This is a genomic window from Paludibaculum fermentans (genome assembly GCF_051172195.1).
GTDB lineage: Bacteria > Acidobacteriota > Terriglobia > Bryobacterales > Bryobacteraceae > Paludibaculum > Paludibaculum fermentans_A.
Genome location: NZ_JBPJAQ010000002.1, coordinates 1,238,197 through 1,265,177, shown reverse-complemented (window position 1 = coordinate 1,265,177; position 26,981 = coordinate 1,238,197). Strand labels below are relative to the sequence as shown.

The window sequence follows — 26,981 nt, the reverse complement described above, 5'->3', positions numbered from 1 at the left end:
ACCTATCTCGGCTAGCTGAGCAGCAACTCCAAGTCCTCGCGAGTGAGGTTCTTGAGCAGGCTGTTGTCCTCGCTGAGAATCGCATCCGCCAGATCCCGCTTGCTCTTCTGCAGCTCCAGCACCTTCTCCTCTACCGTGCCCTTGGCGATCAGGCGGTATGCAAAGACCTGACGGGTCTGCCCGATGCGGTGGGCACGATCCACGGCCTGCGCTTCTACAGCCGGATTCCACCACGGATCCAGCAGGAACACATATTCAGCCGCCGTCAGATTCAGCCCGAGGCCGCCGGCCTTCAGGCTGATCAGGAACAGGCCGCATTCGGGGTCGTTCTGGAAGTTCTCGACGCGGGCCTGGCGATCGCGCGTCGCGCCGTCGAGGTATTCGTAGCGGATTCCGAGCTTGTCCAGACGTGCCCGAACGATGGCCAGCAGGCTCGTGAACTGTGAGAATACCAGCGCTTTGTGGCCCTCCTCGCGCAGTTCCTCCAACTGATCGATGAGGAGATCAATCTTGGCGCTTGGCTCGTTTGACCGGCGCGGATCCAACAAACCGGGATGGCAGGCCGCCTGCCTCAACCGAAGGAGTGCTTCGAGCACGTGCATCTTCGAGCGCCCCAGTCCGCGCGCCGTTACCCGCTGCAGCAGCGATTCACGATAGTGAGTCCGCAGCTCTTCATACTGGCGCCGCTGCGCCGGCTCCAACTCGCAATACACGGTCTGCTCAGTCTTGTCCGGCAGTTCCCGAGCCACCTGTTTCTTGGTCCTGCGCAGGATGAAGGGGCGCAGGGCCTGCGAGAGCAGCCTGCGCGCTTCGTCGCTCGGATTGCGCGCCAGGCCACCCGCCATCTGCAGCACCTTGGCCTCCCCGAGCATGCCCGGGTTCAGGAACTCAAACAGGCTCCACAGCTCCCCCAGGTGATTCTCAACCGGAGTGCCGCTGAGCGCTAACCTGTGCCGTCCGCGCAGCAGCCTTACCGCCTTGGCTGAAGCCGTGGAAGCGTTCTTTATCGCCTGTGCTTCGTCCAGAACCAGGTAATCGAACTCGATCTCCGCCAGGCGCGGAGCGTCCCTCAACACGGTTCCATAGGTGGTTAGGACCAGGTCATACTCCAGGATCTCAGCCGCGTCCCGGGCTAGGCCGCTGTATTCCAACACGCGGAGGGCCGGGGTGAAGCGGGCCGCCTCCTGACGCCAGTTGAAGATCACCGAACGTGGCGCGACCACCATGGACGGCCCATGCCCTTCGGCGCGCCTTTGCTCCAGCACGGCCAGGACTTGGGGGGTCTTGCCGACACCCATGTCGTCGGCCAGGCATCCGCCGAAGCCGAAGTCGCGCAAGAAGGCCATCCAACCGAGCCCGGCCCTTTGGTAATCCCTCAATTGCCCGACAAACCCAGCCGGCTGCTCCATCGAGGAGATGCCCTGGAAGCTGGTCATCCGTTCGCGAATGCCCTGGAACTGCTCGTCGAAATGGACCGCGGGCTGAGCGGCGAGCAGCGCGTCCAGCAGCATCGCCTGATTCATGCGAAAGCGAAGGTGGTCGTCCTGCTTCTGGCCCAGGCCGGCGAGCGGACCGAACTGCTGGAGCCACTTCTCCGGTAGCAGGCCGTACGTACCGTCGCCCAACTGGATCATCCCATCGCCCCGCCGGAGAGCGGCGAGCAGCGCCGGCAACTCCACCGTCGCATCGCCATAATCCACCGAGCCGTGCAGCTCAAACCAATCGATACCTGAGCGAACATCCACCCGAACCTCGCCGGCCCGACGGAACGCCTTGCCTTCCGCTTCCACATGCCAGGCTGCCTGCACTAGCTCGCGCACGACTTTGGGCATCGCCTTTGTGGCCAGGCGCCAGGCGCCGCGCCCGTCACTGGGCGGACGCAAGCCAAGGCTGCGCAGCATTCCACGCGCCTCTTCCTCCAAGCCCTGGTCCCGCAGGAAGAACACTCGTTCCTCCGCTAGCCAGAAGCCGCGGCCGGGCGACGCCTCTTCCTTCCAGCCAAACCCGTAATCGAAGATCAGCCGCGACTGGAAGTACTCCTCGCCCCACATCTCGCGTTTCTGCGAGATGCGTAGACCGACGCGGGCCGGGCCGCTGCGCTCCTCAAATTGGAGCTCCTCGCCCAAATCCATATGAGGCAGGACAGGGCTGGCCAGCAGCCGTTCCATGACGGTGTCGCGCTCGCGATCAGGGAACGGAATCCTCTTAAACTCGCGCAGCTGGGACATCCAGGGGTGCGAATCGGGCTGTTCCAGCCGGGCGACCCGTCCGCGGGCAAACAGGAATCCTGCGCTGGACATCAGGCTCGGCTCATCGAGCTCCATCCGCTCTTCCCCGCGGCGTAGCGAGCCTTCGATGCCCCACTGGTCGTGGTCGTCCTGCCGGATCTCGAGCCAGAACTGCCAGGGCGGCCCATCATCCCACTCAGCCGCCTCCAGGTCCCCGACTGCGCCCGCTCCGCGTACCATCAAACGGCCGGTACCTGCCATTTGGGGAATCACCCTTTGCGCCAGGGCGGCAGGAAGCGCCCGTCGGCGCTGCGACCCCAGGGCCGGAGCGTACATCATGTACGTCTCCTGTGCCCCCATCAGCGACGCCAATACTTCGACATCCACCGGATCGGGCAGCGAGGCGACCTGCTGCGCGTTGATCCGGAAGTCCTTCAAAGTAGTCCATTCGCCGTTCTTTTTCCGGCTGCGGAAGTAGATATCGAGCACCACGGCACCCGCTGACTGGGAGGCGGCACTCTCTACAACGTATTGAATCTCAAAGTCCGCCGGCAGTTCCGGCCCGTCCACGCGACGGCCCTGGAATTGCCTCTCGATGGAGCCCAACTGTTCGCTCCAAAGGGGCAACTGAGGGGCCGGAGGGGCGAAAGCAGGGGCCACCCCTGGCTGAGTCTGGGGCGGATCATCGCGCAATTGGAGGGTCCGCGCCTCGGCGGCCTCGGACAGGGATCCCCGGTCATCCGCCGCGATCACCGCTGCCCACACATGCTTGCAGGGACCTTCGTCGAGGAAGTAGGGACAATTGCACTCTACATACAACCGGTTGAGGTCGTAGCGGAGCGTCACCCTATAGGGCCGAGAGCCCTGAACATCCGCGATCAGATGGCGCGGGCTGGCCTGACGGACGGTAACCGCACCACCTGCGAAGAGATCCTGGCCCCGGAATTGAACCCGCCTGTCGAACTGATAGGCGAGTTTTGAAGAGATCGTCATTGAAGAGGAGGTAATCTTTCATTTTAGCGGCCTCCTCCTCTCTCATGCTGAAGCAAACGAAAATGAACTTTCGTTCTACTTGGTTTTTACAGGGTCCGGAGGCCGGTTCGGCAGCTTCCTGCCGCCCGCCTGGATGCGCTTCATCACCTCGTCGATGGCGCGTTCCAACTGCGGATCGTGGCCGGCGATGATCGATTTCGGGTCATTCTCGACAGTGATGTCCGGCTCGACACCGATGCCTTCGATGATCCATTCGCCTTTCGTGTTGGCGAAGCCGAACTCAGGCACGTTCACCACGCCCCCATCCACCAGGTTGCCGTGGTTGGTGATGCCGACCACGCCGCCCCAACTGCGCTTCCCGATCAGTGGACCGAGCTTCGCTTCGCGGAACATGGCAGGGAAGATGTCCCCATCCGAGGCGGAAGTTTCGTTCAGGAGACACACCATCGGGCCAATCATCACGCCATCGGGATAGGTAGTGGGTTCGTCCGAATTGCGCGAGAAACCAGTGGCCAGCATCTGGCGCCGCAGGCGTTCAATCAGCATGCGCGATACATTGCCGCCGCCGTTGCCCCGATCGTCGATCACCAGGCCATCCTTGCGAACCTGGCCGTAATACCACTTGATGAACTCGCGGATGCCCTCGGCGCCCATGTTCGGAACGTGGATGTAGCCCACCCGGCCGTTCGTCGCCTTGTCGACGCGGGCCCGGTTGGCTTCGATCATCTCGAGATAGATCAGGTCGGTCTCAGTGTCGACAGGCTGGAAGGTGATCTCCTTCGAGCCGTTCATCTCAGGCCGGCTATTCACCGTAAACCGCACGGCCTTGCCAGCCTTGCCCCGCAGCAGGCGGTAGGGGTCCTCACTGGCCTTCAATTCCTCACCATCCACCGCCAGGATGTAGTCGCCGGCCTTCACATCCACCCCAACTTCGGTCAAAGGCGAGCGGTAGACCGACTCCTCATTCTGTCCGGCGAAGATATGCGCGATCTTATACCGCCCGGAGGCTTCGTCCAGCTCAAACCGGGCTCCGGGCAGGGCTACCCGAGGCCGTTCCGGCCGGTCCCAGGCGCCGCCATCGATATAGGCGTGGCCCGAATTCAGTTCCGCAATCATCTCGCCGATGATGTAATTCAGGTCGGAACGGTGGCCGACATATTCCAGCATGGGCGCGTACTGCTGCCGCAGCGCCTCCCAGTCGTAGCCGTTCATATTCTTCGCGTAGAAGAAGTCGCGGTAACGGCGCCAGACCTCGTTGAAGATCTGCGCCCACTCCTGCGAAGGAATCCGCTCGATCTTCAGATCCGCCGTCGACACGGCCTTCTTGGAATCGCGGCCCTTCGGATTCACGTCGTACAGGGAGAAGCCGGCACCCTGCCGCACGAGCATCTTCGATCCGTCGAAAGATGTCGCGTAGCCGCCAGCACCCTCGGCCAAGGCCGATTCCTTGCGATCTTTCAGCGCAAAGATCTGGATGGACGGCTGCGTCTCGCTCTCACGGCCGTAGTATGGATTCCCTGCCTTGACATAGACCAGATGGCCCTTCACGGCGGTTAGGGAACCATAGTTCGCCGCTGGCAGCGGCACAGTCACCACTCTCGCGCTGATGCCATCGAAGTCGATGCGAAGCGGCTTCTTCTCTTCTGCCTTCTTCTCATCCGGCTTCTTCTCATCAGTTTTCTTGTCGTCGGCCTTCTTCTCATCCTGGATCTGCACCTGATCGTCCTCGGGCGCGAAGGGATTTTTCACATCCTTCCGCAGGGCGAGGCCGTAAATCAGGGTGTTGCGCGCCGTCGCGTAGTTGAATTCGGAAGCGCTGATGATGGGCGCGTACTCCCGGTCGCCCAGGAACCAAAGGTAGTTGCCCTCCGGATCCCAGGCCGGCGAGTATTCGTTGAACATCTCACTCGTCACCTGATGGGCCTTATTCTCGCTCGTACTCCAGATCCAGATCGACTGGAATCCGTTAGGATCGTTCAGGCTGTAGGCGATGTAGGCGCTGTCTGGCGACCAGACATACTCCTGCATGCTGCCTCGGCGGTCGCGGGCCACCTCCAACACCGACTTGTCCGACAAAGTCAGCACATACAGCTTGCCGTCCTTGTCGCTGAACGCAATCTTCTTTGAGTCAGGCGACCATGTCGGACGGTAGCGCATCGCTCGCCCGCCGGTGGTGAGCTGTTCCGGTTGACCGGAACCGTCCTGATTGATCAGCCACAGCTCTTCTTCACCCGAGCGGTCACTGATGTAAACGATCCGCCGCCCGTCCGGAGACCACTCCGCCGCCTTGTCATGGGCATTCGAACTGCGGGTCAGATTACGGACGACGCCCTTCTCGATCGGCGCCGTGAAGAGATCGCCGTGCGCCACAAACAGCGCGCGTTCGCCCTTCGGACTGAGGTCAAACCCAGCCACCTGTGCGCCGACGTTCACGAGCGAGGGCCGCGAGGCAACGCCGTCCGTCGGGACATCAATGGAGATCTTCTTCGACTGGCCGTTCTTCGCTTCGAGAACCTGCAGCTCGCCGTTCAGCTCATAGACAATGTGTCCCTGGCGATCGGCACTGGCCCACCGCACATCCCATTTGGTGGAGTTGGTCAGTTCCTTGACCTTCTTCGAGGCAGGATCGTACTCGTAAATGTTGTACGTCCCCGTACGGTCTGAGGAGAAGTAGACTTTCGAGCCAATCCACATGGGTTCGCGTTCGGTCCGCGGCGAGTTGGCAATCGCTTCCACGTCGTTCGTCTTCAGGTCGTAGATGTAGAGATCCTGCTGCCAGCCGCCCTGATACCGCTTCCAGGTCCGGAAGTCGCGGAACAGTGGCGAATAGAGAACCTTCTGCCCATCGGGGGACATCACACCGGGACCCGACTTCGGCATCGGCAACGCCTTCGCCGGGCCACCTGTTGCCGGCACGGTGTACAACCGCGAATCGGCCACAGCCCAGGAGTCGCGTACCGAGCGGAAGATGATCGACTTCCCATCCGGCGTCCAGCCATACACCTGGTTGTCGTAGCCCCAGCGAGCCGGCAGAGGCCCGCGCGCCGGGTAGTAGGTCAATTGCTTAGGCACCCCGCCCGAGGCGGGCATCACATATACCTGCTCATCCCCGTCATACTGCCCGGTGAAGGCGATCCATTTCCCATCCGGCGAGAATTTTGCGAAGAGCTCCATGCCGGAATGGGCGGTCAACCGGGTCGCTGTCCCACCGGACGCCGCAGCGGTCCAGATGTCACCCGAATAAGTAAAAGCCACCTTGTCGCCGTAGATGTCGGGGAACCGCAGAAGCTTGGTCTGGCCAAAGGCGAGCGATGCGCTCAGAAGAAGAAGACAAATCTGCCTCATACACCTCGAATCCTAGCATGCGGAGGGTGATTGACCCTGTAAACTCCAGTCGCCGCTTGACCCGACTACGGCTTCACACTTCAGAATGAAGACGTGAGGTGATCCGCTGTCATGAATATTACGGAACTGGGCCGCCGGCACGGCCTTTCCCGGTCCACCCTGCTCTACTACGACCGCATCGGCCTGCTCACCCCCACGGGCCGCCAGCTGAATGGTTACCGCCGCTATACCGCCTCGGATGAGCAACGCCTGGGGCAGATCTGCCTCTATCGCCAGACAGGACTGCCGCTTTCCGAGATCCGCAAAGTCATCGACAAGCCGCGCAAGGACCTCTCAGCATCGCTCGAGCGCCAACTGCAGCACCTCGCCACCGAGATCGAATCCCTCCGCAATCGCCAACGCATCATTGTCGGCCTGCTGCAGAACCGCCGGCTGCTGGAGCGCGTCAACATCATGAATCGCGAAACGTGGACCAAGCTGCTTCGCGCCTCCGGGTTCACCGACGCCGATCTGCATCGCTGGCACCAGGACTTTGAGCGCATGGACCCGGATTACCATCAGCGTTTTCTCGAGTTTCTCTGTATTCCGGAAGACGAGATCGCAGCTATTCGCAGTTGGTCGCGCGACGCCATAAAATAGCAGCCATGTTGCGCCGCAATTTCCTGAAGGCCGCCGGAGCCGTCGCCGCCCCCGCCTTCGCCAAGACCGATCGCCGCCCCAACATCCTGTTCATCATGGCCGACGATCATGCAGCCCATGCCATCAGCGCCTATGGCAGCACGATCAACGAGACACCCAATATCGACCGCATTGGGCGCGACGGCATCCGTCTGGACAACTGCTTCTGCACAAACTCCATCTGCACGCCCAGTCGCGCCGTCATCCTCACCGGCCAGTACAGCCATGTGAACGGCGTCAAGACTCTGAACGACCCGCTGGATCCCGGCCGCCAGAATGTAGCCAAGCTGCTGCAGGCTGGAGGTTATTCGACCGCCATGGTGGGCAAGTGGCATCTGCACAAGGATCCCACCGGCTTCGACTACTGGAACATCCTGCCCGGCCAGGGCGCGTATTACGACCCCGAGTTCATCGAAATGGGGCAGCGCAAGAAGCACACTGGTTATTGCACGGACCTCATCACAGATTTCTCGATCAATTGGTTGAAACAGCGCCCCAAGGATAAGCCGTTCTTCCTGATGTGCCATCACAAGGCCCCCCACCGGCCCTGGCAGCCCGCGCAATCTCACGCCTACGACGCGGCCACCCGCACGATCGAAGAACCAGTCACCCTGTACGACCACTACGAGAACCGGTCAGAGGCCGCACGCCGGGCCACAATGCGCGTGGGCGAGAGCATGACCAAGGCCGATGTCAAGACTGACCTGCCCGCGGACCTGAAGGGCGACGAATTGCGAAAGTGGGGCTATCAGCGGTACATCAAGGATTACCTGCGCTGTATCCAGAGCGTTGACGACGGAGTGGGCCGATTGTTGAGCCAACTCATGCGCGACGACCTGGAAGAGAACACCGTTGTCATTTACACCTCAGACCAGGGCTTCTTCCTCGGCGATCACGGCTGGTTCGACAAGAGGTTCATGTATGAGGAATCACTGCGCATGCCCTTCCTCATCCGCTATCCGAAGGAGCTCAAGCACGGCATCAACAGCGACATGATCCTCAACCTCGACTTTGCCGGGACGTTCCTGGATTTTGCCGGTGTTGCCGCACCTTCCGACATGCAGGGCCGCAGCTTCCGGCAGAATCTGCGCGGCAGAACCCCAAACGACTGGCGGAAGTCGATGTACTACCGCTATTGGATGCATCTCGCGGATCACAACGTCGCGGCCCACTACGGCGTGCGCACTGAGCGCTACAAGCTCATCTATTACTACGGCAAGGCGCTGGGCACCTCGGGCTCCATCGACAGGGACACACCACCCGAGTGGGAGCTGTTCGACCTGCTGAAGGATCCTCGCGAGCTCACCAATGTTTACGCGGACCCCGTCTACCAGAAAACAATTGTCGACCTCAAAACGCTGCTCGCGCGATTGCAGGCAGAGTATGGCGACCAGCCCTGTCCAGCCTAAACGTCGTCAGCTGTTGGCCCAAACCGGATCCTTGACACCCGCGAGCGTTCTGACGCCGCCGTCCTCCAGGTCGAGCACGACAACTTCGTTCACGCCGCGCTTGAGAAACTGCTTCGGACAATATAGCGTCTGCTGCGGCCCGATCTTCCAGTGCCGGCCCAGACAATGGCTGTTCACCCAGACATAGCCTTTGCCCCACCCCTGCGTGTCGAGATACGTGTCGGCGGCGGCGGCCAGCGCAAAACTACCGCGCCAGAACGCCGGCGCTGCTTCGGGCTGTTTGGCGAAGGTCAACTTCTGCAGCTTGCCAATCTGGTAAGGGCTCATGCTCCAGCCGCGCAGTTCCTCTCCGTTGAAAGTAACAGTGCCGAGAATGCCCTTACGATCCTCCATCAGCTTCAGGCCGAAGTTAATGCGGCCCATATTCTCGACCAGGATCCGCAATGGCTCGCCAGCCTTCAGTTCCACTTCGAGTGAATCCTGATCCAGGCGCCGGTCCAACCGCCCCAGCAGGCGACTCCCCTGCATGACAAGGGCGTAGTCATGCAATCCCTCGATTCTCAGTTTGCCCTGCCCGGCTGCCTCGATGGGCGTCTGGTACAGAACGAACCCATAGTCCAGCCCGATCGATTCGAAAGTCTGCGGCTTTTCCGCCGTCAGGACAGGCTTCATCTCGCGCAGCAGAGGAGCAGATTCTTTCAGTTCGAACCTCGGAATCTCGATCACCGGCAGCGGCGCGGGCAGTTCCGGTATGACTTCCCCAGGCAGCAGGTGCTTCTCGATCACGGCGCGGTAAGCGGCAAACTTCTTCGCCGGCCGGCCGGCTTCATCGATAGGCGAGTCGTAGTCGTAACTCGTAATGTCCGGCTGGTAGACCTTGTCGAAGTTCGCGCCGGCCATTGGGCCGAAGGAGGTTCCGCCATGGACCATATACAGGTTGAACGAGATGTTCCGCTCCAGCATCCAGTTCAGGCCGTCCAGGTGAACTTTGTTGTCGCCCGTGTGGTGCTTCTCACCCCAGTGGTCGAACCAGCCCACCCAGTATTCTCCGCACATCAGCGGCACGCCCTGACGGAACTTCGCGAAGTTCGCGAACTCTTCCCGCGGATCGCCCCCGAAGTTGACGACGGAGAGGAGATCCGGCAGCGTCCCGCCGCTCAACATGTAATCCAGCGACCCGTCCGAAGTGTAGAGCGTGATCTCCAGCCCGCCGTCGACCAGCATCTTCCGGATCGCGTTCAGATAGGCCTTGTCCTTTCCAAACGATCCGTACTCGTTCTCGACCTGGGCCAGAATCACGGGGCCGCCGCGAGTGATCTGCATGGGGACCACTTCCTTCACCAGGCGTTTCAAATAGCGGCTGGCGGGCTCCAGGAAGCGCGGATCCGTGGTGCGCACCTTGATGTCCGGATCCTTGAACAGCCACGAGGGATAACCGCCGAACTCCCACTCGGCGCAACTGTACGGGCCTGGCCGCACAATCACCCATAACCCTTCCTCCTGGGCTGTCCGGATAAACGCAGCGATGTCGAGGTTGCCGGTGAAATCGAACTCGCCCGGTCGGGGCTCGTGCAGGTTCCAGAAAGAGTACATGCAGAGGGTATTCAGCCCCATGGCCCGCATCTTCTTCATGCGGTCCCGCCAGTACTCCCGGGGGACGCGGGCGTAGTGCATCTCACCAGCCCGAATGACCCATGGCTGACCGTTCAGTACAAATCGGCCGCCCTCGACCCCAAATGTCTGACGTGCCGGAGCACCGATCAGAGGCTGGGCCGCCGCGGCCGCCAGCACACCCAAAGCATCACGCCGTCTCATATTTACCAGACTACCGCCGCAGCCAACCCAGTTCACTTGGAAATCACGCCGCGGCCGCTCACCAGGTAGACCGCAAAACTCCCCAGCCAATGGCCGCCTTCGTAGTGGTCTCCCGTAATGCTGGCCAATCCGGCCTGCCTCAAACGGCCCGCCAGGGCGCCCAGCGTTTTCCGGCGCGGCTCCACATCCGGCAGCCGGGACACGATTCCCTCCAGCATCCACGCACGGCTCAAGTTCAACCCAGCCAAATGCCACATCTTGCCATCCGTCACGTCGGTGACCACGGTCGGCTCCATTTCGATGCGGGGCAGAAACGCGGAAAGCCAAACGGAAAATTCCTTGGGAGGGAGAATCCTGCGCACGACGTCCGCTTCGGCCAGACAGGGAGACAGGAAGTCTTCGCCGGAAGGCTCATAGGATACCGGGCAAGCCCTGTCCTTCAAGTAATAATCGCGGGCTCGCGATTCAACCAGCCGGCCAAATTCAGTATTCCCGGTCACGCGGGCATAGTCGATCATCAGGCCGAGGGAAAAGGCGGTGTTGTTGTGCTCGCCGGTGCGGATGGGCCAGGCCAGTTTGGGCAGCCACGAACTAAGCCGTCCTGTGACTGCCTGTTCCAGGGGTTTCAGGTTGGCGGCCCAGCGCCGGGCATCGGGATCGTCCCATTCGTGCAGTTCCGCCGCGAGTTGCAGCAGCCAGGCCAGGCCATAAGGTCGTTCGAAGGTGCCGCGGCCGGGTGCATTCAGATACTTCACCTCCTGGGCGATGTTTTCCGGCGTCAGGCTCTGGTTCACGGCCCGGCGCGCCTGGGCAGCGAAGCCGGCGCGGGGGAACTGCCGCGCCAGGCGGACCAGCAGCCAGTGGCCGTGCACGCAGGAGTGCCAGTCGAAGCAGCCGTAGAACGCGGGCGTCAGCTCACGAGGCGGCTTCACATCCGCATCGGAGTTCAAGGCGTGCGCGATCTTATTCGGATATTCGGAGTGGACACAATCGAGGGCGAGATTGGCAAACCGACCGGCCGCCGCGTCATCGAACACAGTCTGGGCCATCAACCCTCCAGCGAGGCAAATCCCAAGCAGCAAAATCCGCATGTTCTCCCAGAATACCCGCTGGGGCTGGCGGCCTTAGGGAACGACCATGATCTGAGTCCGCCAGAAGGCGGCCTTGCGGGCCTCCGGCTGGAGCACCGTCGTCTGGCAGGTATACTCTCCTGGTGCCAGCCGGTCGATGGCAAAGCGCAGCTTCAGGGGGAGTCGGCAGCCAGGGCATAGAGGGTGTCCTGCGACCTTTGGAAGCCGGAGGTGATGGAGGCGGCGGTTGTGCCGCTATACACGCCGATCTGACCCGGAGAACCACGCGAGGCGTCCCCCAACGGAGCATCCGCGGAGAGTCCCCGGGCATCCACGGGCCATAAGTTGACCCCGGCGCGGATGGCCGCGATTAGCAAGATGCTCGAGGTCTTTTTACATTGCAGTGACGAGCGGCGGACATCCGTGACCAACTGTTGTCACCTGACCACATAGCGTTACCCCGCCAGCCGCGCTCACGGACTGGTACTCGACCTGCGGTCAATCAGCGCGGATGGCAGCGGGAATTCAATGGGTTGGCACGCTTCGTGCATGTCTTGAAGTTGGCATGCCCAAGATGACACCAAGACGTCGAAAGCGCTATTGCGCTACCAGAAGTAATCTCCGACAGGCGTCCCCATGGCCGGTTTGACCCCGGGTAGCCCGGCGACCGGCGGGACTCTCGCCTGGAGGAGGAAACTGCGGCAGGGCAATCCGATGGCCCGGTCCACAGTCAGCGTGGGCAGGATCCTGGGCATCCCGATTCAACTCGACTATTCCTGGTTCCTGATCTTCGGCCTTCTCACCTGGATGCTGGCGAGCAATTACTACCCCAAGGAGTTCCCGCATTGGAGCCCAGCGATGTACTGGGTGACGGCCGCGGCCACCGCCCTGCTACTGTTCGCAAGCGTCCTGTTGCATGAGCTGGGGCATTCCTTTGTGGCGCTGCGGTCCAACATCCCCGTGCGCAGCATCACGCTTTTCATCTTCGGCGGGGTAGCGCAGATCGGGGCGGAACCGATCACCCCCAAGGCGGAGTTCCTCATCGCAATCGCCGGGCCAGCGGTAAGCCTGTCCCTGGCGCTGCTGCTGACCATCGTGCAACCGGCACTGGTCACCATCGAGCCGTTGCTCGGGCTGGCAAAATACCTCGCCTACATCAACTTTGCACTGGCGGTCTTCAATCTGATCCCCGGATTCCCGCTGGACGGAGGACGAGTGTTCCGGTCGATCATCTGGGCAGCCACCAAGGACATGAGGAGGGCCACCCTCATCGCCGCGAATTCCGGGCGATTCTTCGGTTACCTATTCATCTTCAGCGGCGTGTGGCGGGCACTCTCCGGCGATCTGGGCGGGCTGTGGATCGCCTTCATCGGCTGGTTCCTGGAGAACGCCGCGTCGGCGCAAGTGCACCAGGTGACCTTCCAGGGCCTTTTGGCGGGCCATCGCGTGTCACAGGCCATGAGCACGCAATGCCCCTCCGTGGCGCCGGAACTCACGCTGCAGCAATTGGTGGATGAACATGTCCTGGGCGGCGGGCGACGTTGTTTCCTGGTTGGCCACGGCGAAGAGACGCTAGGCCTGATGACGCTGCACAGGATCAAGGAAGTTCCGCGATCGGAATGGGACACGACCACGGCGGCGCAGGTGATGCTCCCCATCGCGTCACTCAAGAGCATCAGCGCGGGGACGGACCTCTGGGCCGCCCTGCAAATGCTGGATCGCGACGGAGTCAATCAACTGCCGGTCATGGCGGGTAATCAGGTCATCGGCATGCTCAGCCGCGATGACGTCATCACTTTCCTCGGCACCATGCAGGAACTGGGCTCCACCACACCCCAGCTAAACCCGCGATGACCGCCCACGGCATTGCGAATCCGGCAGCAGCCTCCATTCTGACGATCAATGGCGGCTCTTCCAGCATCAGGTTCGCGCTCTTTGGCCCGGGGGTCTCGGCAGAGCGAACCCTGCATGGAAAGCTGGACCGCATCGGCTTGAGCGACCCGGTTCTCACCTACCGGGATGACTCGCTGGACCAGCACGGCAGCATTGCCATGGATCCGGGCGACGCCAGGCCCGCTGTGGAATTCCTCCTCGACTGGCTGGAGGCCCGCGTCCCCTTCGATGGACTTGCGGCGATCGGCCACAGAGTTGTGCACGGCATGCACTACACGCAGCCAACCCGCGTGTACAGGGCACTGCTGGACGGGCTGCGGCGCATCAGCCCTTATGATCCGGAGCATCTGCCGCGCGAAATTGAGCTGATCGAGGCCTGCGCGGCGCGTCACCCCGAACTCACTCAAGTTGCCTGCTTCGACACCGCATTCCACGCCAGCATGCCGCGGGTGGCACGGCTACTCCCCATTCCGCGCCGCTTCGAGGCGCTGGGCGTCCAGCGCTATGGCTTCCACGGGCTTTCCTACGCTTTCCTGCTGGAGGAGTTGGCCCGGGCGGCTGGACCCGCACAAGCCCAGGGGCGCTTGATCCTCGCCCACCTGGGCAATGGGGCCAGCCTGGCTGCAGTGCATCACGGCCAGAGTGTCGATACCAGCATGGGCTTCACACCAGCAGCCGGACTACCGATGGGCACACGGCCAGGCGACCTGGACCCCGGCGTGGCCTGGTACCTCATGCAATCCGAGGCTCTGACTCCAAAACAGTTCAACCACCTCATCAACCACGAGTGCGGGCTGCTGGGCGTCTCGGGCACCAGCCCTGACATGCGGGATCTGATGACGCTGCAGGCTAACGACGGGCACGCCGCCGAGGCGGTGGAGTTGTTCTGCTACCAGACCCGCAAGTGGATCGGCGCGTTTGCCGCGGCCCTCGGCGGGCTCGAGACGCTGGTGTTCTCGGGCGGCATCGGGGAGAACAGCCGTGAAGTGCGAACGCGGGTGTGCCGGGGACTTGAGTTTCTCGGCATCGAACTGGACGAGCAGGGCAACACCGCGAACGCACCCCTGATCTCCACCGCCGCCAGCCGGGTGGCCGTGCGGGTGATTCCTACGGATGAAGAGCGGATGATAGCCCGCGAGGTCCGCCGAGTGACCAGTGGTCAGAATCTAACCCAAACAAGTGATGCAGCACACAAGGAGCCCACTGATGGATGAATCCCAGTCCCCTATTTCATTGGCCCGACTCGACGCCTATTGGCGGGCCGCCAACTACCTCTCAGTCGGTCAGATGTACCTCTGCGACAATCCGCTGCTCAAGCGGCCGTTGGTTCTCCAGGATGTGAAGCGCATGCTGCTGGGCCACTGGGGCACAACCCCGGGGCAGAACTTCATCTACGCTCACCTGAACCGGGTGATCAGGAAATACGACCTCGACATGATTTACGTCTCCGGCCCGGGCCACGGCGGTCCGGCCGTGGTGGCCAATACCTACCTGGAAGGCACCTACAGCGAGGTCTACCCGGACATCAGCCAGGACGAAGCAGGCCTCCGCAAGCTCTTTAAACAGTTCTCCTTTCCTGGTGGAATCCCCAGTCATGCTTCGCCGGAGTGTCCCGGCTCCATCCATGAGGGCGGCGAACTGGGCTACTCGCTGAGCCACTCCTTCGGAGCTGTCTTCGACAATCCCCAGCTCATCGTCGCCTGCGTCGTCGGCGATGGCGAGGCGGAAACCGGCCCATTGGCGACAGCTTGGCATTCCAACAAATTCCTCGACGCGGCGACCGACGGCGCGGTGTTGCCCATCCTGCATCTCAACGGGTACAAGATCTCGAACCCGACCCTGCTGGCCCGCATCCCGCGCGAAGAGCTCGAACAGTTGTTCAGGGGTTATGGCTGGACGCCGATTTTCGTGGAAGGCCACGAGCCCGGCCCCATGCACCAGGCTATGGCCGCGGCACTCGACACGGCCATCGAACAGATCAGAAAGTCCCAGAACGACGCGCGCCTGGAAGGCGTTACCGGCCGTCCGAGTTGGCCGATGATCGTCCTCAATTCACCCAAAGGCTGGACCGGGCCGAAGATCGTTGATGGGCTCAGAGTGGAGGGCACCTTCCGTTCGCATCAGGTACCGCTATCCGATCCCGCCACTCACCCGGGCCATCTTAAGTTGCTGGAAGACTGGCTGAGAAGCTACCGCCCGGAGGAGCTCTTTGATGAAACCGGGAAGCTGAATCCAGACCTGGCGGAACTGGCCCCCAGCGGACAGCGCCGCATGGGTGCGAATCCGCATGCCAACGGCGGCCTCCTGCTGCACGATCTCCGCATGCCTGATTTCCGCGACTACGCTTTCGAAGTGCCGGCACCAGGCACCAAGGGGCCGGGCGACACACACATCCTGGGGCGTTTCCTGCGTGATGTTGCGACTGCGAATGCCGAACACCGGAACTTCCGCGTCTTTGGACCCGATGAAACGCTCTCGAACGGACTGGAAGCCCTCTTCGAGGTCACCAACCGGCAATGGGATGCGAGCGAGCTGCCGGATGACCAGTTCCTCGCGCCCGCTGGACGAGTGGTGGAGATGCTGAGTGAACACCAGTGCGAAGGCTGGCTGGAAGGCTACCTGCTCACCGGCCGCCACGGCCTGTTCAATTGCTACGAAGCTTTCATCCACATCGTCGACTCCATGTTCAACCAGCACGCCAAGTGGTTGAAGGTGACCTCGCACTTGCCGTGGCGCAGGAAGATCGCCTCGCTGAACTACCTGCTCGCTTCGCACGTGTGGCGCCAGGACCACAATGGCTTCACCCACCAGGATCCGGGGTTCATTGACCATGTGGTGAACAAGAAGGCGGAAGTGGTGAGGGTGTATCTGCCACCGGATGCAAACTGCCTGCTCTCCGTAATGGACCACTGCCTGCGCAGCCGGCACTATGTGAATGTCGTGATTGCCGGCAAACACCCGGCGCCGCAGTGGCTGAGCATGGAGGCAGCGGACCGGCACTGTGCGCAGGGCATCGGCATCTGGGAATGGGCCAGCACCGACGGCGGCCTCGCCCCTGATGTGGTGATGGCCTGCTGCGGAGACGTACCCACGCTGGAAACCCTGGCCGCGGTGTCCATCCTGCGGGCGAACCTTCCTGCACTGCGAATTCGCGTGGTCAATGTAGTCGACCTGATGAAGCTGCAGCCGCAATCCGAGCACCCGCACGGATTGAGCGACACTGAGTTCGACGAGCTGTTCACCAGGGACAAACCGGTGATCTTCGCCTTTCACGCCTACCCCTGGCTGATCCATCGCCTGACTTACCGCCGTACGAATCACGAGAACATCCACGTGCGCGGCTACAAGGAGGAAGGCACCATCACCACTCCATTCGACATGACGGTCCTGAATGACCTGGATCGTTTTCACCTCGTGATCGACACCATCGACAGGCTGCCGCAGACCGGCGAGCCAGGCGTCTATCTCAAGCGCCAGCTGAGGGACAAACTCATCGAGCACAAGCAGTACATCAACAGGTTCGGTGAGGATTTGCCGGAGATCCGCGGCTGGCAATGGCCCGGTTGACCCCGCGCGGAGGGCGACTGCTGCGGGCAGAATCCCGCTGATATTCACTCATTGCCATCACAAAGGAACCTATGCCGAAACAACCATTTTCAAATGAGCAGACTTACTTCGCCCTCCAGGAGGTGGAACGAACCCACCTGGCATCGCAGGAGAACCAATCCTTGAAGCTGGAAGAGGAGCGGGCGCGCGAAAAGGCACTCCACTTCATGAAATGTCCGAAGTGCGGCCAGCCGCTGGAAGAGACGCCGATCGGAGCGGTCCGCGTAGACCAGTGCCGGGCTTGTGCAGGGATCTGGCTGGAAAAGGGCGAGCTCGAAGCAATTCAGAAGGAAGAGGGTGGTTTCGTTGCCAAGCTCTTCGATGTCTTCCACAAATAGCCTTGGCTCGACGGCGGCGATCATTGCCGCGGCCAGTTGTACCGCCCCAGCGGAGGGAAGCACCGCCCGCGGCGTCCGTCCCGTGCCTTCGTCCTTCCATCGAAATGAACTTTCATGCTCCAATTCAACAAAATTCTATTTCCCCTGGACTACTCGGAAGACTGCCGGGCGTTGGTCCCTTACGTAAACGAAGCCGCCCTGCGTTTCTCGTCCAAGCTCATCCTGCTGCATGCCCTCGATGGAGGGCTGCACTTCCCCGGTGAATCCGGCCCACTCACCGAATCCATGGAGAACCTCCGCAATCTGGAGGAGAATCGTCTCCGCGACTTCGCGACCGGTCACTTCGCCGGCGTCGCCAACGTGGAAACTCTCCTCGAAACAGGCGACCCCGCCACGGTGATCCGCGGGATGATTCAGCACGCTGGCATCGATCTGGTGATGATGCCGACGAAAGGCCTGGGCACGTTCCGGCGCCTGCTGTTGGGATCGGTCACGTCGAAGGTGCTGCACGATGTGCACTGCCCGGTGTGGACGGGGGTCCACTCTGCGCTGGGTACATCCGCGGACCACCTGCCCTGCCGATCGATTCTGTGCGCAGTCGGCCTGGATCAGGAAACGCCCGGAATCCTGAAGACCGCCGCGGCCATGGCGCAGTCCTGCGAGACCAGGCTCTCGATCCTGCACGTAGTGGAAACTCCACCGATGTCGTTCGAGATCGACTTTGCCCAGTTCCGGAAGGAACTTATGGATAACGCGGACTTGGAACTGCGCGGCATGCTCCGGACAGCGGCAATCGACGCCGAGTTAATCGTCCTGGCAGGCGCACCCGCCCCTGAAGTGAGCCGGGAAGCGCTCAAGCAGCAGGCGGACCTCATCATCGTCGGCCGCGGGCACGACCAGGGCAGGATCGACCGCATGTTTTCGCAGCTTTATGAAATCGTGAGAGAGGCCCCCTGCCCTGTACTGAGCGTTTAGTGGAAACGTGCCCACCGGCCAACACGTCAGCTCGCGAACCATCCGTGGGGCGCGCGTTTCGGTGTGTAGTCCGCCTTCGGCAGATCGTCCTGGGTGCGCATCGTCCAGCGCAGCAGTTCCGCCAGCAGTTGCGGCTTGATTTCCGCCGCCTCAGGCGCCGTCCATAGATTCTTCAGCTCGTACGGATCACGCACGACGTTATAGATTTCGCTCGTTCCTTCCGAGTCGAACACGAGCTTCCAGTCGCCCATCCTCACCATCTTCATGGTGCCGCTCTGCGTCACGGAGTTCAGCTCGTCGTAAGTTGGAATCGCCTCGGCAGTGCCGCGGCCGCGGCCGGAGTTGGGCGGCAGCACGTCGCCCGGGCCATAGCTAAGACCGCCGAAGCCGACCTCGGAGTAAGTGCTTTCGAACTCGCGCTGGGGGTATGGCTGTCCGGTCAGCATCGGCCACAGGCTGCGGCCCTGGCTGCCGAGGGGGATCTCCGCGCCGATCGCCTCGCAGAGAGTCGGCAGGACATCAGCCGTCGAGACGAACGCCGGGAGTTTTGACTGCGGCTGGACATGCCAGCCGGACCAGGTCATGGGAATGCGCGTTAGAACCTCCGGCAGTTCCGCGCCCTTGCGCTCCAGCCCGTAGTCGCAGAAGAAGTCGCCGTGATCGGCCAGATAGAGGACGATCGTATTGCGCGCCTTACCGCTGGTCTCCAAATGACCCAGCAGCCGCCCAACCTGGTCGTCGATCATGCGTAGCATGCCGAGATAGTTCGATCGCGTCCGCCTCCACCGATCCGCATAACCGGGATAGGTGCGCTCTTCCAACTGGCGCAGCCAGCGCCACCGGAAGCTCTTGGAAGCCAGCGCCTCCAGCCCCACATCGCGAGGCGGAACGGTATCCGGCGGGAACATGTCGAAATACGGCTTGGGCACCTGGTAGGGATTGTGCGGTTCCGGGAAGCTGACCCATAGGGCAAATGGATCGTTCTTCGCGCTGTCGATGAACTCGATTGCACTGGAGACAATACGGTGCGGGAACTGCGTTTCCACCGGAAACGGCGTCGCCTCCTGGCCCGTGCCATGATTCAAGTGCTTCATCCACTGCTCAAAGGCGACCAGTTCCTTCGGCGCGGGATCCGGCAGCCAGCCGTCCAGATGACTGAATGGGCGCCAGAGATCGACGCGCGACGCGTTGACGTGCGAATGGTTTTTGCCCGAAAGACCGGTCCGATAGCCCAGATCCCGGCAGACATGGAACAGGTCCTTCTCGAAAACAGCGGCATTCGCGGCGCTGTTCTGCCGCACGCGGTGCGCGTGGGGCCATCGCCCGGTCAGCAGGCTGATCCGCGCGGGTACGCAGAGCGGAGCCGTCGTGTAGGCCCGGTCGAAGTTCACCCCGCGCGCCGACATTCCATCGACAGCCGGCATCGTATCCAGGGGAAATCCGGAAGCACGCGTCAACCCGGCGCGCTGCTGGTCCGACATCACAATCAGGATGTTGGGACGTTCCCCGCTTGCTGCGCCGCGAACCGGAACCTGCCCGGCCTTGGCCAGCGCGGCGGCGGGCAGCGATTTCAGAATGTCTCGTCGATTACAGTCCATGGGATCTCAATATACAGAGCGGTCTCACGGGCTATCATATCGAAGCTGTCCCAGGCGCCGGCTTGTTGCCGCCTCACCCCATCACTGCGGCAGAACCGGAGCCTCACGTCCCTTTTTAACCGCAGCCCTTGACTAAGGAGTCGACCGCGCGAGATCATCCAACTCCTCGATCTCGCGCTGCAATATCCTCTGCTCCTTCGCCCGGCGCGCAAAGTAGGCGAGGATCCATATCACCAGCAGCGCCATGAATGGGAGGCCATTGGGAAACAGGCCTTTCCCCGCGGCGCCGCTCAGCGCCAGTGCCAGCAGGAATGTCCCCAGCGTCAGCAGTATCGGCCCAAACGACCACAGCAGCAAGCGGCTCAGTAATTTCCGACGCCGCTCGAGTTCCGCGCGACAGAACTCCAGCCCCGTGCTGAGTCCGGCATCGCCAGGCATCGCGGGCGACCACATTTCGTGGTTCAGGAAGTAGATCCCGAGCAGGCTCCAACCCAGGGCAATCAGGAACAAAGGGTGCATCACGTGGGCAAGCCGCGGGAATTGCCGCATTCCGAACGCGTAGACCAGCGCGGCGGCCAGCGGTCCAGCCAGTGCGCCCAATGCCTGCCGTCGTGTTTTCGCCTGAAGGTCACGCACCTTCGATCGCATTAGCTTCAAGGTCATGGTAGAGGGCTCCGTTGGCTGGTTGTGCCAGATTGCTTTCAATTCGTTGCCGGGCAATTCGTCACTCATGAGCTGTTCCTTGGTGAAACCACTTTGCCAGCACGTTCTTGCTCCGATGAATCCGGATCGCCACATTGCCGGGTGACAGCCCCGTGATCTCGCCAATGGCGGCGGCGTCCATCTCTTCCAGGAAGCAAAGCATCACCTGCCGGTCTATCGGTTTCAGTCTCTGGATCAACGCCGAGATCCGGTCCAGATGCAATCGCTGGTCGGCCGACTCCAGGTCTCCCGGGTTGTCCGGATAAGCCTCAGCCTCTTCCAACGTGACCAGCTTCGAGAAGATGCGGCGTTCCCGGATGACATGCGACGCCGCCACGTGGTGAGCCACACGGTACACCCAGGTCCTGAGTGAACAGCGTCCGTCAAATCGCTCAAAGCTGCGCCACAACTGGAAATGGATGTCCTGGCTCAGGTCGCGGCGCTTCTCCGCATCGGCCTCATAGGCTCTCGTGAGCCGCTCCAGCGCTGGTCCAAACTCGACCGCCGCATCCTGGTAGCGCGCGTCCTGTTGGGTGGATTCCGTCGAGATGGGTGAATTGCCTCCCACACTCAAGGTAGTCGGTGGGAGAGGAGGTTTCTTACGGTCGGCAACGGGAGTTCGGCACGAACACCGGTTTGCCGTGGCGGGCCATCCGGCTGGGAAAGCCGCTAACTGTCTCGCAGTTCTGGTGCGGCATAGTCCCGGCCAGTCACCAGCGCCAGGTAATCGGGGCGGTCCGCCGGGCTTTGGTGGCGGTACGTGCGGACGATTTCGCCGTGGAACAGCAGGAAGGCGCCGGGCATTTGAAAACCGTCGCCCATGGGCCGCCCCATGCCGTGACGGTTCAGAATTCCCACCTGGAAACCGCGCCACCAGACTTTGGGACCAAAGAGGTCCAGCAGGCTGCCGCGAGACAATGCGAATGCACGGTAGAGCGTGCGCTCCGGGTCGCTGATCCGCTGAGCATTCTCCAAGCCATAGTGGCTGAAGAAATTCGCCGCATACGCCTCGCGCCCCATGTGGACCAGCACCAATCGGGCGCCCTGCGCTTCCACCTCCGGCTGCGTGCGCGCCAGGTCGGTGAGCGCCTCACGGCAGAACATGCAGCCCGTATGACGCAGAAATACGAGCAGCACAGGGGTTAGCCGCGAATGCTCGTCGAGCGTAATGCCGTACTGTGTCTTCCGCCGAAGTGCGAAGCGCAGTACATCGGGCGAGACAGTCCGCCGGATGCGCAGCATCATCTCGTGGGTGCCGTGCAACACCACCGCGAAAACGAGCGCCCATACAAGATTGTCGAGAATAACAATCAGCCAGGCCGCGGGGTCGATGCGGTGGCGGACAATCTCAATCGCGAGTCCGGCTCCCATGGAAATCTTGGCCAGGAAGCCCATCATGACTACCGGCCAGTGACGGTAAACATGACTGGACGCGAGCCAGAAACCAGCCCCGAATACACCCATCAGCAGGGCGGCGGCATCCAGGAAGTCCAACCCAAGTCCGCTGGGCACCGGTTTGCCCGGGGCCAGGTATCGAAGCAGGATGGCGGGGTAGAGGATGGCGCAGACCACCAAGCCGATGTGGAAGGTTCCCGCGGCGCGCAGCACCCATTTCATCCACTCCGGCGGCCGCTCTGTCAGATAATGCATGCTGTTCCGCTGTTATGATGCACGCCCGCAGGGCCGTGGATCAGAATCATCGCACCCTCACAGACGGCGCCCAGCGGCACCCAGTTCGTAAAGATCTGGTTAAGATCCCAAGCGCCGGCTATTCGTTGGTAGCGAGGTACTCCATCACCCGTTCGCCCGAACGTTCAATGGGATCCGTTCCTGAGAGTGAAAGATCCGCAAAGTCCTGGCAGGGGTAAATGAAGGTACGAGCGCCGGGCAGGACGCTGGTTTCGAACTGCCACTTCACGCTTTCCGGCGTCCGGGCACGCTCGCGAATGTCGCGGTAGAGCCGCCGCTCCAGGCAGACCGCTTCGGGCGCCTCGACGTACAGTTTCAATGTGAGCAGATCTCGCAGTTCAGGCCAGTAGAGCGCAAACAGGCCCTCCAGGATCACGCAGGTGCCCGGATCGATGATGTCGTCGCCCGGCGTCCTGGAATGGGTTTCGAAACTGTAGTGTGGAGCATGGATTGGCTGCCCCGACGCCAGCGCCCGGGCATGTTCCAGGATCGCGTCATGGTCGACGATGTGCGGCTCGTCGAAGTTGGTCTTCTCGCGTACGACCATCGGCAGATGGGAGAGGTCGAGATAGTAGTGGTCGAGATTGAGAACCCGCGCGCCGGTCCTGGCGGACAGCCAGCGCGCGAGTTCCGTCTTGCCGGAGCACGAAGGCCCCGCGATTCCGATCAGCTTGACCGGTTGGTACTGCCTGCTCACTGCTTACACCCTCGCGGCCGTTTGCATGCTTTGCGCCGGGGGAGGCGGCGGCGCCTGCAGTCTCACGCTCACCAGTTTCGACACGCCCTGCTCCTGCATGGTGACGCCGTAAAGCATCTCGGCCGCCTCCATCGTTTTCTTGGCGTGGGTGATCACGATAAACTGCGTTTGCGCCGCCATATCCTTCAAAAGATTGGCCAGACGGCCTACGTTGGCTTCGTCGAGCGGAGCGTCGACTTCGTCCAGGATGCAGAACGGGCTGGGCTGGTAATGGAAGATCGCCATCAGCAGCGCCACCGCCGTCAGCGCCTTCTCACCGCCCGAAAGCAGCAGGACGTTCTGCAGCCGCTTGCCGGGCGGCGAGGCCACGATTTCGATGCCTTGGTCGAGGGCATCGCCATCGCCGGTCAGGCGCATTTCGCCTAACCCGCCGCCGAACAACGACCTGAACATGTCGCGGAACTTGTCGTTGATCACCGCGAAGGCCTCAACGAACCGCTTACGCGACTCGCTGTCGATCTCGTTGATCGCCTTCTCAGTATCACGGATCGAATCGAGCAGGTCCTGCCGCTGGGTGTTCAGGAAGTCGTAGCGCTGCTGGGACTCCTGATACTCGTGGAGCGCTTCCGGATTCACCGGTCCCAGGGCGTCGATCCGCTTGCGAAGTTCGGAGACCCGCTCCTCGATGTCGGAGACGGCCATTTCGTCCAGTTCGACCACGGCCGGTGCGGTCTCGCCTTCCGCCGCTTCCGCCGGAGCGGCCGCAGCCTGCGCCGCCAGATCGGCCACCGGGATGTCGAGGTCTTTCCTACAAGTGTCGTCGAGGAACTTCAACTCGCTCTGCCGGCGCACCAGGTTCAGTTCGATCTGGTTCCGTTTGTCGTGCGCCTCGGCCGAAGCCTGGCGGGTCGTTTTGATGTTCTCTTCGCTGGCGGACAGGGCGGCGCGCTGCGCGGTTTCCAGTTCCGCCAGCTCTCCCACCGTCTTCTCGAAGAACTGCTGTTCGTCGGCCAGCGACCCGGCGCGCTCTTCGAGCTGCATGTTGTTCTCGAGGAAGCGGTTGCGGGCTACGCCCAGGCGCTCCATCTCGGCCTGCAGGCTCTGCCTGCGATTCGTGACTTCGCGGATCTGATTCTCCAGGCGAGCCGAGGCGTTTTCCACACCGCGGCGGCGCTCGTCGAATCCAGCCAGTTCGACACGGAGCACCGAGTGCTCTTCGGCGAGCAGGTTCACTTCCTGCTTCAGCGATTCGAGGTCGGCGCGGCCCTGTTCCAGGGACTGCTCGACCGCCATCCGTTGCTGCTCACGCTCAACTACCAGCGCCTGCTTCTGCTGGCGCTGCTCCATGCTGCGGTCCGCATCGCGCTGCAAACGCTCCAGTTCCACCCGGGAGACGGAAAGCTTCTGGTTGGCGCGATTGAACTCCTCGGAGATCTTGCGCATCTCCTGGTCGAGGACTAGGGTGTCTTTCTCCTGCCGCTGCTGGTCGGTTCGCAGCCGCTCCAACTCTTCACTGAGAGACTGGATTTCGCCGTCCAGTTGATCCAGCGTTTCCTGCGCCGTGGCCAGCGCGGTCTGCCGCACCTGGAACTGGCCGCTGATTTCGCGCAATTCGCGCTTCAGCGCCAGAGGACCGGTGCCGGTCTTCTTACCACCGCTGACGGCGTGGCCGCTATAGCAGACGCCGTCCGGCAACAGGAAGAACAGATCCGGATACATCATCGCCAGCCGCTGGGCCGAATCGCGGCCTTCCGCCAGGAAACAGCGGGCCAGGCGCGGCAGCAGGGCGGCCGGAGCATTCGTCAACCCGTTCGTGAAGCGGATGCCATCACTGAGCCGGCCAACGATCCCGGTTTCGGGACCGATAGCCGGCTCGTGAACGGGGGAGGCGGCGACAGGTGCGCTGTCGCCGTTAAGGTGGGGCTCCACGAGGAAGGTGGCCCGGCCGTCGAGATCGCCGCGCAGGACTTCAATGCCGCGCTGGGCATCGTCCCACGTCTTGACGACCACGTACTCAAGCTCTTCGTGGAGGAATTCTTCTGTCGCCTTTTCGAACTTCGGATCAGTCAGGTCGACGAAGTCGGCTAGCACGCCGGCGGGCTTCAAGTCCTGCGCCTGTCCGCGCTCAATCGCCGTAAACAAACGCTTTACAGATTCAGTCGTATAAGCGCGGTGGGAAAGGATTTCCTCCAGTGAATCGCGGCGCGCGCGAAGCCGGGAAGTCTCCGTCTTCAACCCGTCCAACTGGCGGCGCGTCTCCTGGGCACGGGCGCGACGTTCCTGCAGATCGGTGTCCACGCTCTTGCGCCGGGTCTGGATGTTCTCCAGCTCCATCTGGCGGTTTGAAAGCCGGATTCCGAACTCGGCCTTGGACTGTTCCAACCGGGCCAAATCCGTAATCGCGGTAGTCTCGTCGTGCTTGACGCGGGCTGTATCCCGCTCCATCGCAGAGAGGTAGGTGTCGATTTGTCCGACTTGGTTCTTGAGTTGGGAGCTCTCGCCCAGCAACCGGACCACCTGCTGGCGGGCGGATTCGAGACCGCGTTCCCGCTCGCGAAGTTGAGCCTGGAGCGAGTCCTTTTCCTCGTTCTTCGCCATCAGGCGCTCACGAGCCTCGCCCGCCTGCACCTGCAACTGCTGAAGCTGGGCGGCGAGGTTTGTCCGTTCCTGGTCAAGCGCTTCCAGGCGCTTGTACATCTCCTCGCTCTCGCCTTCGCCCTGTTGCAGGCGCTGGTCGATCCCGCCAATCTGGCGGGCTTGCGATTCGATCTGGCCCCGCGTGCGCTCGGTTTCGATGCGGACTTCCGCCAGCCGCTTGCGGGCCTCGGTCAGGTTGGCTTCGGTCTGGTAAAACGTTTCGCGGGCCGACGTGAGCAACTTCTCTTCGGTCTCAACACTGGTGTGCAGTTCCTGGAAGGTGCGGGTGGCTTCGCCGAGTTCCAGGGCGACACGGGTCGCCTCGCGCTCCAGCAGGCGGTAACGGCCGGTGAGGGCGACGCGCAACTGTGCGTCGAGCTCAGTCTTTAACTCCTCATAACGCTTGGCTTTACCAGCCTGGCGTTTGAGTGAATTCACCTGCCGGTTGACCTCTTCCAGGATGTCGAAGACGCGCGTCAAATTCTGCTTGGCGCCCTCGAGCTTGGCTTCGGCCAACCGGCGCTTGGTCTTGAACTTGCTGATGCCGGCTGCTTCCTCAATCACTGCGCGGCGGTCGAGCGGCTTGGACGACAGGATCTGGCCGATGCGGCCCTGCTCGATGATGGCGTACGATTCCGGACCGAGTCCGGTGCCCATGAACAAGTCCTGAATGTCGCGCAGGCGGGCCTGCTTGCCGTTGATCAGGTACTCGCTCTCACCAGACCGGAACAACCGGCGGGTGATGACGATTTCCTGCTCTTTTCCGGGCGAATGAAGGGAGAAGCCATTGGTCCGGGTCTTGCCGTTCGCGTGGTCGTTTGTGTGCCCGTTCGTAAGTGCTTCAGCCTGGGGGACTTCGATCACTTCAACAGGACCTTCGACGGGCACGGCCTCGACGGGCGTTTCCACCGTGGGCTCAACCGCTACCGGGGCGGCTTTGGCAGCCTTCGAAGGCTTGGGCTGTTCGGGTCTCGCTCCGGGGATGACGACACTACCGGTAGGGTCGACCAGAACCATGGTGACCTGCGCCATACCGACGGGTTTGCGACCGCTGGTGCCGGCAAAGATCACATCTTCCATGCGGGCGCCGCGCAGCGATTTCGCTGATTGTTCGCCAAGAACCCAACTGATGGCGTCGCTGAGGTTAGACTTGCCACAGCCGTTGGGGCCAACGACAGCGGCCACGCCACGGCCTTGGAATCGCATCTCAGTGCGGTCGCAGAAGGACTTGAAGCCCTGGATTTCAACGCGTTTGAGTGTCAGCAAAGGCGTCTTCCTCTCAATGGAATGCCAGCGTTTCGACGCGCA

Annotated in this window: 18 protein-coding genes; 7 read left to right on the top strand and 11 right to left on the bottom strand. The window is 62.0% G+C overall.

Features of this window, described 5'->3' with window-relative positions; translation table 11 throughout:
- Nucleotides 1–11: 11 nt before the first annotated feature.
- Nucleotides 12–3,221, bottom strand: coding sequence for an SNF2-related protein (locus ACR9Y2_RS31765; protein ID WP_435045903.1), 3,210 nt, complete (start codon nt 3,219–3,221; stop codon nt 12–14).
- 75 nt (nt 3,222–3,296) lie between these two features.
- Entirely contained in the window at nt 3,297–6,566 is a 3,270-nt protein-coding gene (locus tag ACR9Y2_RS31760; RefSeq protein ID WP_435045902.1) for a S41 family peptidase, read from the bottom strand.
- Nucleotides 6,567–6,677: 111 nt separating this feature from the next.
- On the opposite strand from ACR9Y2_RS31760, the gene ACR9Y2_RS31755 reads away from it, so the two are divergent.
- Both ACR9Y2_RS31755 and ACR9Y2_RS31750 read left to right on the top strand, forming a co-directional pair.
- On the top strand, nt 6,678–7,205 hold the full coding sequence (locus ACR9Y2_RS31755) for a MerR family transcriptional regulator (protein WP_435045901.1): 528 nt from the start codon (nt 6,678–6,680) through the stop codon (nt 7,203–7,205).
- 5 nt (nt 7,206–7,210) lie between these two features.
- Nucleotides 7,211–8,653 (top strand): sulfatase family protein, encoded by a 1,443-nt coding sequence (locus ACR9Y2_RS31750; protein ID WP_435045900.1) that lies wholly within the window; start codon nt 7,211–7,213, stop codon nt 8,651–8,653.
- 6 nt (nt 8,654–8,659) lie between these two features.
- Here ACR9Y2_RS31750 and ACR9Y2_RS31745 read toward each other — a convergent pair whose 3' ends face one another.
- The 3 genes from ACR9Y2_RS31745 to ACR9Y2_RS31735 form a co-directional block, all read right to left on the bottom strand.
- Nucleotides 8,660–10,468 (bottom strand): glycoside hydrolase family 35 protein, encoded by a 1,809-nt coding sequence (locus tag ACR9Y2_RS31745; RefSeq protein ID WP_435045899.1) that lies wholly within the window; start codon nt 10,466–10,468, stop codon nt 8,660–8,662.
- Nucleotides 10,469–10,500: 32 nt separating this feature from the next.
- Nucleotides 10,501–11,517 carry a DUF2891 domain-containing protein gene (locus tag ACR9Y2_RS31740; protein ID WP_435045898.1) on the bottom strand — a complete coding sequence of 339 codons (1,017 nt, stop codon included), beginning with the start codon at nt 11,515–11,517 and terminating at the stop codon, nt 10,501–10,503.
- A 194-nt stretch (nt 11,518–11,711) separates the two neighbouring features.
- Nucleotides 11,712–11,915, bottom strand: a complete 204-nt coding sequence (locus ACR9Y2_RS31735) for a hypothetical protein (RefSeq protein WP_435045897.1) — start codon at nt 11,913–11,915, stop codon at nt 11,712–11,714.
- A gap of 259 nt (nt 11,916–12,174) precedes the next feature.
- On the opposite strand from ACR9Y2_RS31735, the gene ACR9Y2_RS31730 reads away from it, so the two are divergent.
- The 5 genes from ACR9Y2_RS31730 to ACR9Y2_RS31710 all read left to right on the top strand — a co-directional run bounded on the left by ACR9Y2_RS31730 (nt 12,175) and on the right by ACR9Y2_RS31710 (nt 18,350).
- On the top strand, nt 12,175–13,392 hold the full coding sequence (locus tag ACR9Y2_RS31730) for a site-2 protease family protein (protein WP_435045896.1): 1,218 nt from the start codon (nt 12,175–12,177) through the stop codon (nt 13,390–13,392).
- Nucleotides 13,389–14,645 (top strand): acetate/propionate family kinase, encoded by a 1,257-nt coding sequence (locus tag ACR9Y2_RS31725; protein WP_435045895.1) that lies wholly within the window; start codon nt 13,389–13,391, stop codon nt 14,643–14,645. Before ACR9Y2_RS31730 ends, ACR9Y2_RS31725 begins: the two co-directional genes overlap by 4 nt.
- Nucleotides 14,638–16,998 (top strand): phosphoketolase family protein, encoded by a 2,361-nt coding sequence (locus tag ACR9Y2_RS31720; RefSeq protein WP_435045894.1) that lies wholly within the window; start codon nt 14,638–14,640, stop codon nt 16,996–16,998. The genes ACR9Y2_RS31725 and ACR9Y2_RS31720 overlap by 8 nt, the downstream gene beginning before the upstream one ends.
- A gap of 71 nt (nt 16,999–17,069) precedes the next feature.
- Nucleotides 17,070–17,375 (top strand): zf-TFIIB domain-containing protein, encoded by a 306-nt coding sequence (locus ACR9Y2_RS31715; RefSeq protein ID WP_435045893.1) that lies wholly within the window; start codon nt 17,070–17,072, stop codon nt 17,373–17,375.
- A gap of 114 nt (nt 17,376–17,489) precedes the next feature.
- The gene (locus ACR9Y2_RS31710) at nt 17,490–18,350 is read left to right on the top strand and encodes a universal stress protein (protein ID WP_435045892.1); all 861 of its coding nucleotides are present in this window, start codon (nt 17,490–17,492) and stop codon (nt 18,348–18,350) included.
- A 26-nt stretch (nt 18,351–18,376) separates the two neighbouring features.
- On the opposite strand, the gene ACR9Y2_RS31705 is transcribed toward ACR9Y2_RS31710, so the two are convergent.
- The 6 genes from ACR9Y2_RS31705 to smc form a co-directional block, all read right to left on the bottom strand.
- A complete protein-coding gene (locus ACR9Y2_RS31705; protein WP_435045891.1) occupies nt 18,377–19,948 on the bottom strand; it encodes a sulfatase family protein in 1,572 nt (523 codons plus the stop codon).
- A gap of 132 nt (nt 19,949–20,080) precedes the next feature.
- Nucleotides 20,081–20,680 (bottom strand): hypothetical protein, encoded by a 600-nt coding sequence (locus ACR9Y2_RS31700; RefSeq protein ID WP_435045890.1) that lies wholly within the window; start codon nt 20,678–20,680, stop codon nt 20,081–20,083.
- On the bottom strand, nt 20,673–21,218 hold the full coding sequence (locus ACR9Y2_RS31695) for an RNA polymerase sigma factor (RefSeq protein WP_435045889.1): 546 nt from the start codon (nt 21,216–21,218) through the stop codon (nt 20,673–20,675). The genes ACR9Y2_RS31700 and ACR9Y2_RS31695 overlap by 8 nt, the downstream gene beginning before the upstream one ends.
- A gap of 101 nt (nt 21,219–21,319) precedes the next feature.
- The gene (locus ACR9Y2_RS31690; protein WP_435045888.1) at nt 21,320–22,300 is read right to left on the bottom strand and encodes a SelL-related redox protein; all 981 of its coding nucleotides are present in this window, start codon (nt 22,298–22,300) and stop codon (nt 21,320–21,322) included.
- Nucleotides 22,301–22,418: 118 nt separating this feature from the next.
- A complete protein-coding gene (locus ACR9Y2_RS31685) occupies nt 22,419–23,036 on the bottom strand; it encodes a uridine kinase family protein (protein WP_435045887.1) in 618 nt (205 codons plus the stop codon).
- A 3-nt stretch (nt 23,037–23,039) separates the two neighbouring features.
- Nucleotides 23,040–26,939: a chromosome segregation protein SMC gene (gene smc, locus ACR9Y2_RS31680; RefSeq protein WP_435045886.1), complete on the bottom strand. Its 3,900-nt coding sequence runs from the start codon at nt 26,937–26,939 to the stop codon at nt 23,040–23,042.
- Nucleotides 26,940–26,981: the final 42 nt, after the last annotated feature.

Coding starts and splice junctions, on each gene's coding strand:
- ACR9Y2_RS31765 (WP_435045903.1), bottom strand. CDS start 3,221: ATGACGATCTCTTCAAAACTCGCCTATCAGTTCGACAGGCGGGTTCAA.
- ACR9Y2_RS31760 (WP_435045902.1), bottom strand. CDS start 6,566: ATGAGGCAGATTTGTCTTCTTCTTCTGAGCGCATCGCTCGCCTTTGGC.
- ACR9Y2_RS31755 (WP_435045901.1), top strand. CDS start 6,678: ATGAATATTACGGAACTGGGCCGCCGGCACGGCCTTTCCCGGTCCACC.
- ACR9Y2_RS31750 (WP_435045900.1), top strand. CDS start 7,211: ATGTTGCGCCGCAATTTCCTGAAGGCCGCCGGAGCCGTCGCCGCCCCC.
- ACR9Y2_RS31745 (WP_435045899.1), bottom strand. CDS start 10,468: ATGAGACGGCGTGATGCTTTGGGTGTGCTGGCGGCCGCGGCGGCCCAG.
- ACR9Y2_RS31740 (WP_435045898.1), bottom strand. CDS start 11,517: ATGGCCCAGACTGTGTTCGATGACGCGGCGGCCGGTCGGTTTGCCAAT.
- ACR9Y2_RS31730 (WP_435045896.1), top strand. CDS start 12,175: ATGGCCGGTTTGACCCCGGGTAGCCCGGCGACCGGCGGGACTCTCGCC.
- ACR9Y2_RS31725 (WP_435045895.1), top strand. CDS start 13,389: ATGACCGCCCACGGCATTGCGAATCCGGCAGCAGCCTCCATTCTGACG.
- ACR9Y2_RS31720 (WP_435045894.1), top strand. CDS start 14,638: ATGGATGAATCCCAGTCCCCTATTTCATTGGCCCGACTCGACGCCTAT.
- ACR9Y2_RS31715 (WP_435045893.1), top strand. CDS start 17,070: ATGCCGAAACAACCATTTTCAAATGAGCAGACTTACTTCGCCCTCCAG.
- ACR9Y2_RS31710 (WP_435045892.1), top strand. CDS start 17,490: ATGCTCCAATTCAACAAAATTCTATTTCCCCTGGACTACTCGGAAGAC.
- ACR9Y2_RS31705 (WP_435045891.1), bottom strand. CDS start 19,948: ATGGACTGTAATCGACGAGACATTCTGAAATCGCTGCCCGCCGCCGCG.
- ACR9Y2_RS31700 (WP_435045890.1), bottom strand. CDS start 20,680: ATGAGTGACGAATTGCCCGGCAACGAATTGAAAGCAATCTGGCACAAC.
- ACR9Y2_RS31690 (WP_435045888.1), bottom strand. CDS start 22,300: ATGCATTATCTGACAGAGCGGCCGCCGGAGTGGATGAAATGGGTGCTG.